This window comes from Paenibacillus sp. FSL W7-1332, from assembly GCF_037969785.1.
In the GTDB taxonomy this organism is placed as follows: Bacteria; Bacillota; Bacilli; order Paenibacillales; family Paenibacillaceae; genus Paenibacillus_AQ.
This window is the reverse complement of the sequence record NZ_CP150209.1, coordinates 5,155,801-5,169,106: the sequence shown is the minus strand read 5'-3', so window position 1 is coordinate 5,169,106 and position 13,306 is coordinate 5,155,801. Positions and strand designations below refer to the sequence as shown.

Sequence of the window (13,306 nt, the reverse complement as noted above, 5' to 3'; positions counted from 1 at the left end):
CATGAGAATAGCTTTTTTTGATTCAGGTTTAGGCGGTTTAACCGTGTTATCGGAGGCAATGAAGGAGCTGCCGCAGGAAGATTTTTTGTTTTATGCGGACACTCTCCATGTGCCTTATGGTACCAAAGCCAAGGAAGACGTGAAATCTTACATCCATCATGCGATGGAATCGATCATGAAGGAAGAAGTCAAAGCCATCGTCGTTGCATGCAACACGGCTACAAGCATGGCGATTTCCGATCTGAGGAAGGCTTATCCGATCCCGGTTATCGGGATGGAACCGGCCGTAAAGCCGGCCGTCGAAATTAATCGTTCCAGCGGGAAGCGAATCCTGGTGCTTGCCACACCGCTGACCATAAAGGAATCGAAGTACAGGGATCTGGTTCGACGAGTCGACAGCATGCATATCGTGGACTCCCTGCCCCTTCCGGAGCTGGTAGAGCACTGTGAGGCTTTGAATTTTGATCGAAAGGTCATGAAGGATTACTTTACCAAGCAGTTCGAATCCTTCGATATGAATGAGTACGGAACTATTGTCTTGGGCTGTACCCACTATCCATTTTACAAAAGCATCTTATCGGATCTGCTGCCGGATCACATTCGCATGATAGATGGCAGTAAAGGAACCGTGAACAGACTCATTCAGGTTTTAAGTGACAATGATCTGCTCAGCTCCAGCGGTAATCGGGATGTTACGCTATTCAATTCGAGGCAATCCATGGAGTATACAGAGAGGATGAAGAAAGCACTGAGTATTTATAGGGAAATAGAGGGATAGGGTAACAGGAGTCTGTATGGCTTTGTGCGGCATATCAGATTACTTCACAATAAATTGGAGGGGATAAGGGGTGGAAATTCGCTTTTTATCCGATGTAGAATATGCCGTTTCAGGCTTGGCAGTCAACGAAATTTTGAAACAAAGGTACTGTGTATTTGATTTGGAATCAACGGGCATCCACCATGAAACGGAACATATTACGCAGGTGGGTGCCGTTATCATTGAGAACGGTATCGTTCAGAAATCCCAAACCTTCAACTCGTATGTTCAGCCCCTAAAGCCCATTCCTGAAGCCGTTGAGCGTTTTACCGGCATATCTAATACAAATGTAGAGCGTGCCCCGAGATTCAACGAGGTTTACAGCCGTTTTATCGAATTTATCAAAGTACTATAAGGTGAGTGATCGGGACCTAAAGCGACATGATGCGCTAGGTGACAGTATTTTGATCGGGCGAATCTTTTTAAGCATATTAGAGGAGTTTCAAGCGAGGAATTTACATGACATTCATTTCAAAGAAGAGGTTGTGGTCAAAAGGTTCCAGATAACGCCCTTGGTTTGAGGGATTATTGAGGTAAGGAGCAGCATAGTCTAAGCGTATTTATAATGTGTGGTAGAGTTCAATTACATATAAATTATCCATATCCTGTCAGGCGTAGGTTGTAGCATAATAGCCGATATAAATGTTTAATTATGAATACGCTTGCGTTTGGCAGGCAGGGGGGGGGCAAGATGGAGGGACAAACGGATATCGTTAAAAGATCCTGGGACGAATGGTCAGACTCGTGGTACGTAGGATATCGAACCGAAGAGGTCATTTCCAACATCATAAAACTACCTGCTTCCGTGTTTCACCCTGCTACATTCTCGATGATCATGAAGGCATTCCCAGACCTGCGGGGCAAACGGATATGTGTTCCTTCAAGCGGAGATAATCATGCCGTGTTTGCTTTTCATCTCATGGGGGCTCACGTCACTTCATGTGACATTTCGGAACGGCAGCTCGAGAACAGCTCAGCTATAGCACAGAGATATGGATGGGATATTGAGTTTATCTGTGACGATACCATGAAGCTGAGCAGCATCAAGAGCAATGACTATGATTTTGTCTACACATCGAATGGGGTCCATGTATGGATTCATGATTTGAATTCGATGTATACCCAGATCCATCGAGTTCTTAAACCTAATGGGGCTTTCATCATGTATGATATTCATCCTTTTATGCGCCCATTTGGAACCAGCTCTACAGATAAGATCCATGTGGTGAATCCATATGACTCCACAGGGCCTTTTGGAGAAATACCAACGTATAAGTGGCGTATTCAAGATATGTTGAACGCCATGATGTCATCCGGTTTTACCGTTAAACATATGGAAGAAATGTTCGCAGTAGACGGTAGGTTCTGGGTGGATGAATCCAAAGGCGAGGCTAGCCGTTTGTCTGATCAAGATCTGGAAGATTTCCGTAACTGGCAATTTAACCCGCTTGCAGCGCTTCCTCAATGGTTATCGATCTATGCAACGAAATAATATAACAGAATAACAGACAACATATGACCCGACCTACGTTCTAAAGGCCGGGTTATGATGTTAGAAGGGGACTTTAATGAGCAATCCTTTCGAGAAACTAATATTATATACACAAACTTCTCAGGAGAAGTATGGTGCTTCTGCCTCCGCTTTGTTCATCATTCAAGATGGTCAAGTCGTAACGGAATGGTATTCTGGTCAGCATCATTTTAAGCGTGGTGCATTGCCGGTAACCAGGGATTCGATGTTTAATCTATATTCAATCAGAAAGTCATACGTTGGCATGGCAACAGCCATAGCGGTTACAGAAGGGAACATCTCCATCGATACGGTTGTATCTGATATCGTTAAGGATATGGCAATTAGCGATTTAAAGGGCGTGACGATCCGAGAATTAGCTACCAAAACCAATGCGAAGTACTTTGGTCCCCAGCGAATCGAACGCGAAGAAGTCGCAGGAAAACTAATAAAAGCGATCACAGGCAAGACAATCGCTCAAATAATAAGAGACCGGGTATTTAAACCACTGGATTTGAACCATTCGGAGTGGGTGTCTGTGCCGGAAGCTCGATTGGTATGTGATTTTCAAGCTGCGGATGGGTATGCATCCATTCGAATAGAATCCGATGAAGGCTGCGACCGGAATTTGTATGCCAGCGCTAAGGACTTGGCGATGTGGGGATATCTCCATCTACATCAGGGAAGCGTTCATAACCGACAACTCCTATCCAGTGAAGTATTTCGCTTAATTAACCAATTAAGAGCTGAAACTCAAGATCAACACCGGGTTTTTGGATGGTATTATCAAGAAAAATGGTTTTATGCTTCCGGAGCCGCCGGCTGTCATTGCGCAGTTATCCCTGAGTTCAATGCGGTAGGGGTTCGGATGTTGAACAAATATACGGAGAATTATAGTGAAGATCAGACCATGTTTAATGAAACATTATACGAGTGTTTGGGGTTATAAAAGGTAGAGCTGATAGTGAATGAAACTACAAACCGGTCATATCTCAATGACAGAAACTAGCGAAGTTGCACTTGCTGCTCCCGATCGTCCAAATCATAGATGCAGGTGATGTCCATGAAAAAGATTAAGCTTGGCATGATCGGCAGCGGTCATGTCAGCAATCGTTATTTTGAACAGGCGGCAATCCTTGAAGGCGTGCAGATTGTAGCAACATACTCCAGACATTTGGAGAATGCGGAGAAGAAGGCATCGGCATATGGAATTCCCGGATGGTATGACGATTATCGACTCATGCTGGACCGAGAAGAATTGGATGGTGTAGTGGTTACGACTCCTCATTCCATGCATGCTGAGCCCGTGTTGGCTGCGTTGGAGCGGGGATTGCCTGTTCTGAACGAGAAACCGATGGCGACCACATTCGAAGATTGTAAACGTATGGTTACTCTGGCGGAGGAGAAGGGGCTCATTTTCATGAGCCTGCCTTTCGATTTGAATCCCGTCTTTCTAGCTGCTGCCGATTTCATTGACGAGCGATACATTGGAAAAATCACAGGCGCGGAAGCACAACTCTCCCTTCCCGGCCCATGGCGCAATAACTGGTATTATGATAAATCTGTAGCGCATGGGGGTGCGGTACTGGATTGTCTGGTTTATCCTGTTAGCCGTATTATCGGTTTGTTAGGTCCCGCTACAAGTGTGATGGCCGAAGTCAACACGCTGATTCCTAATCGCATCGTTGGCGGTGGTAAGAAAGTGAATAGCGATGTGGATGATAATGCGACTCTCATCCTTCAATTTGCAGGTGGGCAACATGCCGTTGTTCGCTCGTTATGGGGGATGTCCTTCAAGCAGAACAATACGTTAATCTACGGACGAAAAGGCACAGTAGCTCTGAATGACGGTGGATTTCCTTTGGTTATTCACACATTGGGAGATGCCATTACAGATGCGGAGCCAGTCCATTGGCGGGGAAATGACAACTGTTATGTGCCGTTTCGTCGAATTACGGAACAACGTGATGAGACTGTTATTGCCCATTTTGTTCGCTGCCTTCGCACAGGTGAACAGCCCGTCCAGTCTGCGCAACAGCAGCTGCATGTGCATGAGATTCTGTTCGGCGCCTATCAATCTGCGGAAACCGGTGGGCGGTACGCATTGACGACAACCTTTACGCCAGCGGTAAAATTGGACCCACACATATGGGATACTCGTAGTCGTTTTATTTAGGAGGAATTAAGAAAAGGATGAAAAATGGGTGTTTGTCCGGCCCAAGCATGATAAAGGGTTCTCATTCGGTTACTTATAATCCTGGTGTAGGAGAGGACTGGGGAATTGAAATTAAAATTATTTTTCATTCTTATGTTAGCTATCCTTGTTGGTTGTAATAAAGAGAATGATGAGATCGTCATAGAAATCCATAAAGAACAGCATGTTAACTACTTGGAGAATTACGGATGGAGCATTGATAGATTTGCGTCCGAAACAAAATACGCTGCCCATACGTTACAATCCTTTAAGTCGCATGTTGAAGATATTAAAGAATGGGGTCATGTGGATTTGACCCGATTTTTGGATCAAGAAGTTACAGAAACAGGGTACTTCCTGCAAGAGAAAACAGCGACGTACAATCAGATTGTAAGATTTATACTGGAGTCAGGCAATGAAATTATTGGAGGGTATTTGGTATTTAATTATGAGGCAGAACAAGCTGATGGAACATTGCACATCGATCATAATGTTATGAATCCTATTCTTCATCGCAAGGAGTTAGGTAGTAGTCCGTCTTCGTAAATGTTGAGATGTATTGCAGGATCTATGCGCAGGTGCATTTAACCTGGAAACATGAGGAGTCGGCGGAATGGCCGAAGACTTTGATGTTTAGTGGTTTTGATGAGTGGGTTCGCGATTCAATGCTGCCTGATAACTAATATTATTGGAGATCAATCTAAGAACGAAAGGATGCATTCTAAATATGATCGGTTTGATTATTATCGTTATGATAGTTGGCTTGGCCGGGATCATCAGCAATCAGTATTCTGCTCTGAGAAGAATGGAACGCATGCAGCGTTCACTGGATGAACTTAACACAAGAATGCAAGAGATGAACCATCATCCTAAACCGTGAAATTGTTTATTAGTGGAGCGAGGTTAGTCTTCCTTAACGAGCAGACAAGGAATCTGGGAGCGTATTCGCCTTAATACAATTAATGTGGGAGTATGATATGAACCCTTTTAGACATTCAAATAAAGAAATCAGAACGAAGTTTGAGATCGATTTGCTGCACCAGGCACAAGCCAAAGAACCTACGAAACCACCACATCCTTGGATTCATGAGGTTATCATTCCAGCTGCGGGGTGTATTGCGTGCGGGTGGGATGCCGATGAGAACCTTGTTCTGATCAGCAGCAATGGATACAGTATTACACAAGCTAAGTCAGGAACCTTGATTCACAGAGAGCGGGATTCTGATGTAACCGAAGATCATATTAGCGAGAATTACTTGAGTTTTCATATTCCTAAGAGCGGACAGGACATTTCTATTTTTGGGTTTGAGTCTGGCGATGGGATTCACATCACGCACGATGGTTGGATGCTTGAAGTCATTCACCCTTGGTGGCCAAGGGCTTCCGTTATATTGGATCAGATATTTGTCCCTAACTATGAATATCTTAAACAAGCCGCGGTGATCGATTTGAACCGGCTGGATGGAAGAATAAAGTGCGGGTTTTCGCCGTCTGGTCGACATTTCGTCATTCTGGGGTCTGGTGGAGCAATCTTGTATTCGAGGGAGCAGTAGATATCTACCTACATAAGTGAGTTCGTTATATTTAAGCAAGCTGACATGTGCCAGGACGGAGGAGAGATAGAATGTCTAGGCCCCAAATAACCTATGGCATGTATACTATGTGCCTGATCCAAAAAGATGATAAAGTGTTATTAATCAATCGCCCAGACAAGCTGGGTTTTCCCGGATATCTTGGTCCTGGGGGGAAAGTGGAGTTTCCTGAGAGCATTTCAGAAGGTGCTGTGCGTGAGGTTTTTGAGGAGACAGGACTGATCGTAAAAAATCTGGTGTACAAAGGATTAGATGAGTATGTGGTTCCTCAGACAAACTATCGTTACATGGTGTTTAATTATTTGGCGGACTCTTTTGAAGGCAAGCTGTTAGCGGATCCGCCGGAAGGTGAGCTCGTGTGGGTACCGATTGATGAAGCAATGGATCTACCAATGCAGCCCTGGTTTAAACGAAGATTTCCCCTATTCTTTGAAGAAGGGACTTTTGAAATCTCTATTGTCTGGGATGAGGATGGACAGAAGCCGATTGAAGAGAAAATTAGAAGCTTAAGACAAGGGCAACGATCCAGAGGAGGGACCATTATCAGATGATCAAATACAATATTTGTTTTGTTCGGCGCGGTAATGAGGTTTTATTGTTGAATCGTAACTCCCCGCCCTGGATGGGGTGCTGGAATGGCGTGGGGGGCAAGCTGGAGGCGAACGAAAACCCGCGAGACTCGATGGTACGTGAGCTGGAGGAAGAGACACATATACAAGATTACAGTCTAACCTTTAAAGGCGTAGTGACCTGGTCCATCAACGGCTCGATTACGGGTGGTATGTATTTATACCTAGCAGAGGTGCCTGAGGATTACAGTTATCCTACACCGATCGCGACAGCTGAAGGAATATTGGATTGGAAACCAGTGAGCTGGATAACCGACGATGCAAATGCTGGAATTGCAGCTAATATACCGGGTTCGCTCGAACTCATCCTACATGATTCGAATTGCTATGATCATCGATGTACATATGAGGATGGTAAACTGGTCGAACAAACGCCGCTTCCGATCAGTTCCTCGATTGAAACGGATGAAGCGATGAGGGGGGCGTGGTTAAATCAGTATCGGGGAGAGGAAATTGCAATTTAATCACGTTAGAAAAAATACTCTGTTTCATTTTTGGTTCTGACCCTGTTGATTACGGTACTTATTCCTATTATTTTCGAATAATACCAAGCCATCTCATAGACCCTGGAGCGCCGATGCTCCAGGGTCTTTTTTTATGACAGCAGTAAGTTTATCTTAAGGTCCTCTTAACGTAGATTTAACATTGGCAACCGTATAATGGTGGGGAGGTGGTAGAAGAGATGCGTCTGTTAATAATCGAAGATGATCGGGAATTATCCTATGTCATGAAAGCCGGGCTTGAAAAAAGCGGGTTTCATGTTGATGTTGCCAACCAAGGGCTTGAAGGTGAAGATAAAGGGTTTGCCAACCGGTATGATGCTATTTTGCTTGATTTGAATTTGCCTGACAAAGACGGGATGGAGATCCTTTCCTTTCTACGTGAACAGCATATCGACACGCCAATCGTTATAGTTACGGCACGGGATGAAGTCGTTCAGAGGGCACTGGGATTAAACACGGGGGCCGATGATTATATCATCAAGCCTTTTGATTTTGTCGAGCTTGAAGCCCGCATTCAAGCCGTCATCCGCCGCTATTATGGGCGAACGAAGAATGAGATTGATATCGGCCGCATTCGAATCTGTCCCCGTACACGGAAGGCCTACATAGATGGAATGGAGATCGCATTGTCCGCCAAGGAATTTGATATATTGGAGTATTTGGCTAGCCGAAGCCCGGATATCGTATCCAGCGAGGATATTGCAGAGCATGTGTACGATGAGTTTTTTGACCCGTTCTCGTCGGTGCTAAGGGTGCATATTGCGAATTTGCGCAAGAAATTAACGCTGCAAGGTGGACAGGGGCTGCTGGTCACTATGAAAGGGAACGGGTATCAGTTATGCGGACAACCTCGATGAAAGTCAGCCGAGTTCTTCTGTATTATTCCCTTACGGTGACGACCTGCTTGATTCTTGCATTCATTTTATTCATTAGCTCCATTACGGTCCCCGAGTCCAATCTGCCCACATATTTATTTATGATGAACATGAACAAAGTGACAATGCTCATTCAAAACGGGAGTTTTGGCGGCATGTCCTTCCTCGATCTGAAGCCGTCCATCATCAACAAGAGAAACCTGGAGGATTATTATGTGGGAGCGCTGCTTCAGCATATTCCTATCTTGATTCTATGTCTTGTAGGCATACTCGTAACAGGGACCTGGGTATTGTCCAAAATTCTGAAGGTCCAGCATGAGAAACAGGCCCTCCTATTAGCCAAGCAACTAAGCAGCATGGACGAGGAACATATCATCATGGAGCAGCATCCTGCCATTGTTAAAGCATATCAGGAGATTAAGAGTAAATTCGAAGCGTACACCCTGGATTACGTCCGGCTTAGCGCTTACGTGACGCATGAGCAGAAGAATATTCTTTCCTTGCTCCGAGCCAAATTGCAGCTTTCAGACCATGGGGAGCTGACGGAAGAGGTGGATAAGGTTACGGATAGTCTAGACGATATTTTGACATTGAGTGCCTCCAAAGAAAATACGACCATGGAATTAGTCGATACAGCACTTCTGTGCGCTAATGTATGTGACGAATATCGGAGGCTGCACCCGAACATCCATTTTGATTTTGATGACGATGCCAACAACACCATAATCGGGCGGGAGCTCTGGATAAGCCGGGCTGTCACCAATCTGGTGTCCAATGCGGTGAAGTATGGCGGGAACAGTGAAATCCATGTGTCGGTATGCAACAGGAAGGGAAGCGTGATTATATCGGTCTCCGATGGAGGAGAAGGCATTGACGAAGCGGAGCAGGAGAAGCTGTTCGATTACCAGTATCGGGTCGGCAAACTCAAGAAAGACGGCTACGGCATCGGACTGAGTCTGGTACGCCATGTGTGCGAGCTCTGCGACGGATTGTGCTGGGTAGAGAATAGAGGCGCTAAGGGCACTACATTCTATATGATTTTCCCGGAGGCCTTAACATTAGATTAACATGGCATTCATTAGAATGGGATTGTCCAGGGTGGCAGTGAACCCTTCGCTGCATCTTAGGCCAATAACAAAAGGGAGGATAACCATGTACATCTTTCAACATGCCATGAAAAACATCGGCCGAAACAAGGGACGAAACCTGCTGATGGGAATCATCGTCCTGGTCATCATCGTTGCGACCGTCATTTCGCTGATTATCAACAACACGTCAGGCAGGATCATTGACGACTATAAAACGCAGTTTGGCTCCAAAGTCAGCTTGGCTCCCGATCTGGAACAAATGTACAGCAAAGGAGCGGATTATGAAAAAGTCACGTCGGAGCAATATTTGGAGTTTGCCAATTCAGCATATTTGCGCCAGAGCACCTTCTCTGCCATTGTGCCGAGTGTCAGTAATACCGTCAAAGCGGTGGACCAGGATAAGGATCTAAAGGGTGGAAATATCAAGCTTCAAGGGCCGGGGGGAGCGTCCAAAGGCAATCCTACGATGAAACTTGTGGGACACTCTAACCTGGAGACCCTTGCCGAATTCGCGGACGGACAGAGATCCATCACGGAAGGCGAAATCTATAAGGAGCTCAATGAAAGTATCGTAAGCAAGGAGTTTGCAGAGCTGAACGATATCTCGGTCGGGGATACGATTGAGGTGATCAGCGTGATGGGCGAAGGCAATCCATATACATTGACCGTTACCGGAATCTATCTGGACTCTACTTCAGAATACGGGGACATGCCCATGGAGATGAGTTTTATGAATCGCCGCAACGAAATTTTGACGAGTTTTGATACGGTGATGGGGGATGATCCATCGTCAGCAAGTGCAGTCAACATTCAGGCTACTTATTACATGAAAAGTCCGGATCTATTGCCTGATTTCGAAAAGGAGCTGCGTGACAAAGGGCTTCCTGGTTCCTATACGGTAAGCACCGATGAGGAGAGTTATGCCAAGGTTGTTGGCCCGGTCGAAGCAATGAAGGGAATCTTCTTAACATTTATGATTGTTGTGATTATTCTGGGTTCGATTATACTTGCGCTGTTGTCTTCCATCACGATCAGGGAGCGGAAATATGAGATCGGGGTTCTACGGGCGATGGGGATGAAAAAAGGCAAAGTCGCTGCAGGACTCATAAGCGAGGCACTTATGATCACGGCCGTCTGCCTTGTTGTCGGGCTGGTCATTGGAAGTGCGCTGTCGCAGCCTACGGCCAACACCATTCTGCAGAATCAGATCGAAGCAGCGGAACAGGCAAAAGCCGCAAGCGGACCCGGTAAATTTCTGATGGTCGGTGGACAGAGCAATATGAGTAACGTAACAACCCCGCCGATCAGCCAAATCGATGTCGGGCTGGGGATGGATACCCTTTTACAAATTGCACTTATAGCGCTGCTGTTAGCAGGGGTCTCCAGCATGATGAGCATCAGCCGAATTACGAAATACGAACCCATCAAAATTTTGATGGAACGGAACTAGGGGGCGCATGAAATATGAGTGTATTGGCCTTGCAAAATGTATCGTATCGCTATGAAGGTGCAAAGCAGCTTGTACTGAAAAACGTCAATGTGGCATTTGAGAGCAGTAAAGTATATACCATTGTAGGAAAATCCGGTTCTGGCAAATCTACCTTGCTGTCTCTCCTGTCTGGCCTGGACGTATGTGCGAACGGGGAGATTTTGTATAAAGGAGATAGTCTGAAGTCGCTCGACCGCGACTATTATCGAGCGAAGAGCATCGGCGTTATTTTTCAAAGCTTTAATCTGCTCACTACGGCGACGGCCGTCGAGAACATTGTGCTGTCCATGAATATAAGCGGCAGTAAGGAAAAGGACAAAAAGGCGTTTGCCTATTCGCTTCTGGAAAAAGTGGGGATCAACCGGGATACGGCAGATCGTCGAATATTGAAGCTGTCGGGGGGAGAGCAGCAGCGCGTTGGGATTGCACGAGCCTTGTCGCACAATCCGGATGTTCTCATTGCCGATGAGCCGACCGGGAATTTGGATCGGGATACGGAAGTCGAAGTGTTGAATATTCTAATGTCCCTTGCACATGATCATGGTAAATGCGTCATTATCGTTACCCATTCCAAAAAAGTCACATCGGTAGCAGACGAGGTGTGGGGGCTCTCGGAAGGGAAACTACTCTATATCAAATCTTAATTAAGTTTATATAGAAAGGCTGAACATATCATGAACAAAAAGAAAATACATGTCCTCAGCATCGTTCTGTACGTTCTTGCCGGATTGTTAACGCTGTATGCGGCTTGGGCAGCGGTGGAGTCGCACGGTTACATTTCCAGCATGATGGAACAGAATCAGATCAGTGTAAGCGGAAGCGAGTATGATATTGTCAACTTTTATATGGCGAACAGTGCACAGTATGTGTTGTTTGCCGTCATCCTGGGGACTCTCGGTTGGATGCTGCAGAAGAATGCTACGGGTCAACCAAGCCATGTTACCTTCGCACGGCAGCAGGCGGGCTCTACTTCCTCAAATGATCGATCCGTTGAATCGGACGGGGAAGATTTCGAGGAGTGGTTCCGGAATAATCAGAATTAGTAGAAGTGTGGAAATTGAGAAGTACAGGACCAAGGGTGGATCCTGGGTCAATCGTGAGTAAATGGAACCAAAAAGAACCTCACCAATGGGAGGTTCTTTTTGGTTCCTTCCCGAGTACAAATCATCTATTATAGGGAGAAGGAAAATTCTTCTATTTGGAATTGAGGCGATATTCTTGTTTGGGCGTGCAAGAGATTGACGGGTCATGGAAGACTCACATGAGGAGGAGCTATGGATGGCCAAATTATCAGGTCACGGGCAAGTCGTGGAGTATCTTCAACAACTTGAGCATCCACTAAAGGCTGAAATTGAGGAAGTAAGAAGCTTCATATTAAGCGTCGATGATCAAATAACCGAGCAGATCAAATGGAATGCACCCAGCTTCTGCGTTCAGGGGGAAGACCGGATCACATTGAATTTACAAGGGAAGGGCTTCTTTCGCATCATTTTTCATTGTGGGGCAAAAGTTCAAACGCATGACATCAAGGGAGCCCTGCCTGAGGATAATCTACTGGAATGGGCCTCTAATGATCGGGCAATCGTGAAAATATTGAATTTAAACGATCTGGAGGAGAAGAAAGGACAATTAAGAGAAGTTATCGTTCGATGGATTGAAGCAACGAGTAAGGAGTAGACGGGGAGTAACATGGTTGTCGTTTTAGCGCTATAAGATGCTTGTAAATGGAGAGTGACTTAGTTGAACAAAGTGATCGATTATTATAATGCCTTCGATGAATGGGGGCGTTTGGATAGGGAGCCCATTGAATTTATCGTCAATCTGCATCATATCTTGAGTATGCTGCCTGAGAAAGGTCACGTGCTGGATAACGGAGCGGGACCTGGGAAGTATTCGATGGAATTAGCGAAGAACGGTTACGATGTGACCTTAACAGATCTTACGCCAAGATTAGTCGAGATTGCGGCTGCTAATGCTGAGGAACTCAAGTTAACCGGCCAGTTCAAAGGATTTCACCGTGCCAATGCCAACGATCTTAGCCTATTTCAAGATGAGCTGTTTGACGCCGCACTGATGATGGGACCGCTATACCATTTACAGACAGAACAAGATCGGTCTACGGCCGTCCGGGAATTGTATCGCGTTACACAAGCGGGTGGCTGCGTCTTTGTGGCATTCATGACCCGAATTCGGCATCTGATGACATCCTTATCATTTCCGGAACATTGGAAACCGAATGATACGATCAGCAGCATTAAGGAATTTGTTAGGACCGGGATATTCAATCATAGTGATGAAGGACGATTTACCGGTGCGTATTATTTCAACTTGGAGGATATCAAGCCGTTCATGGAATCACATGGCTTCAAGACGATTAAATTGATAGGCTCGTCAAGTATAGCAGGCTCCTTCAAGGCAGATCAGTTCGATTATTGGCGGTCCCGTGGGGAAGAGGAATTCCAGGAAGTAATGAAATTGATCTACCAGGAAGCGGAGAACCTCAGCATTTTGGGAGTCTCATCTCATTTATTGTATATTGGGCAGAAACGATAAGAGATTATAAATACGAGTGGTTGGGGTACTTTATACTTTTTTTGAGTAATAGTCGA

The 13,306-nt window shown here is 45.5% G+C and carries 17 protein-coding genes; all 17 read left to right on the top strand.

The genetic code is table 11. From position 1 onward, the window contains the following. Position 1: 1 nt before the first annotated feature. The 17 genes from murI to MKX98_RS23280 all read left to right on the top strand — a co-directional run bounded on the left by murI (position 2) and on the right by MKX98_RS23280 (position 13,250). Positions 2-778: a glutamate racemase gene (gene murI / locus MKX98_RS23360; RefSeq protein WP_339218671.1), complete on the top strand. Its 777-nt coding sequence runs from the start codon at positions 2-4 to the stop codon at positions 776-778. A gap of 70 nt (positions 779-848) precedes the next feature. Further along, positions 849-1,172, top strand: coding sequence for a 3'-5' exonuclease (locus MKX98_RS23355; protein WP_339218669.1), 324 nt, complete (start codon positions 849-851; stop codon positions 1,170-1,172). A gap of 336 nt (positions 1,173-1,508) precedes the next feature. Then, entirely contained in the window at positions 1,509-2,309 is an 801-nt protein-coding gene (locus MKX98_RS23350) for a class I SAM-dependent methyltransferase (protein ID WP_339218668.1), read from the top strand. A gap of 76 nt (positions 2,310-2,385) precedes the next feature. Next, positions 2,386-3,276: a serine hydrolase domain-containing protein gene (locus MKX98_RS23345; RefSeq protein ID WP_339218666.1), complete on the top strand. Its 891-nt coding sequence runs from the start codon at positions 2,386-2,388 to the stop codon at positions 3,274-3,276. A 114-nt stretch (positions 3,277-3,390) separates the two neighbouring features. Further along, positions 3,391-4,503, top strand: coding sequence for a Gfo/Idh/MocA family oxidoreductase (locus tag MKX98_RS23340; RefSeq protein ID WP_339218664.1), 1,113 nt, complete (start codon positions 3,391-3,393; stop codon positions 4,501-4,503). A 105-nt stretch (positions 4,504-4,608) separates the two neighbouring features. Beyond that, complete coding sequence (locus MKX98_RS23335) at positions 4,609-5,067, top strand: DUF4830 domain-containing protein (RefSeq protein ID WP_339218662.1); 459 nt, start codon at positions 4,609-4,611, stop codon at positions 5,065-5,067. Between the two features lie 181 nt (positions 5,068-5,248). Further along, a complete protein-coding gene (locus tag MKX98_RS23330) occupies positions 5,249-5,401 on the top strand; it encodes a hypothetical protein (protein WP_194543774.1) in 153 nt (50 codons plus the stop codon). A 97-nt stretch (positions 5,402-5,498) separates the two neighbouring features. Next, positions 5,499-6,074, top strand: coding sequence for a hypothetical protein (locus MKX98_RS23325; protein WP_220684425.1), 576 nt, complete (start codon positions 5,499-5,501; stop codon positions 6,072-6,074). Positions 6,075-6,145: 71 nt separating this feature from the next. Continuing rightward, complete coding sequence (locus tag MKX98_RS23320) at positions 6,146-6,664, top strand: 8-oxo-dGTP diphosphatase (RefSeq protein WP_220684426.1); 519 nt, start codon at positions 6,146-6,148, stop codon at positions 6,662-6,664. Next, positions 6,661-7,206, top strand: a complete 546-nt coding sequence (locus MKX98_RS23315; RefSeq protein ID WP_220684427.1) for an 8-oxo-dGTP diphosphatase — start codon at positions 6,661-6,663, stop codon at positions 7,204-7,206. The genes MKX98_RS23320 and MKX98_RS23315 overlap by 4 nt, the downstream gene beginning before the upstream one ends. 218 nt (positions 7,207-7,424) lie before the next feature. Further along, positions 7,425-8,102: a response regulator transcription factor gene (locus MKX98_RS23310; RefSeq protein ID WP_339218659.1), complete on the top strand. Its 678-nt coding sequence runs from the start codon at positions 7,425-7,427 to the stop codon at positions 8,100-8,102. Continuing rightward, positions 8,099-9,187, top strand: a complete 1,089-nt coding sequence (locus MKX98_RS23305) for a HAMP domain-containing sensor histidine kinase (protein WP_339218658.1) — start codon at positions 8,099-8,101, stop codon at positions 9,185-9,187. The genes MKX98_RS23310 and MKX98_RS23305 overlap by 4 nt, the downstream gene beginning before the upstream one ends. Positions 9,188-9,272: 85 nt before the next feature. Beyond that, positions 9,273-10,658: an FtsX-like permease family protein gene (locus MKX98_RS23300; RefSeq protein WP_339218656.1), complete on the top strand. Its 1,386-nt coding sequence runs from the start codon at positions 9,273-9,275 to the stop codon at positions 10,656-10,658. 14 nt (positions 10,659-10,672) lie between these two features. Then, a complete protein-coding gene (locus tag MKX98_RS23295) occupies positions 10,673-11,341 on the top strand; it encodes an ATP-binding cassette domain-containing protein (protein WP_339218654.1) in 669 nt (222 codons plus the stop codon). 30 nt (positions 11,342-11,371) lie between these two features. After that, positions 11,372-11,740, top strand: a complete 369-nt coding sequence (locus MKX98_RS23290) for a hypothetical protein (protein WP_339218652.1) — start codon at positions 11,372-11,374, stop codon at positions 11,738-11,740. Between the two features lie 235 nt (positions 11,741-11,975). Continuing rightward, a complete protein-coding gene (locus MKX98_RS23285) occupies positions 11,976-12,374 on the top strand; it encodes a DUF1801 domain-containing protein (RefSeq protein ID WP_339218651.1) in 399 nt (132 codons plus the stop codon). A 63-nt stretch (positions 12,375-12,437) separates the two neighbouring features. After that, positions 12,438-13,250: a class I SAM-dependent methyltransferase gene (locus MKX98_RS23280; protein ID WP_339218649.1), complete on the top strand. Its 813-nt coding sequence runs from the start codon at positions 12,438-12,440 to the stop codon at positions 13,248-13,250. The last annotated feature ends 56 nt before the right edge of the window (positions 13,251-13,306 follow it).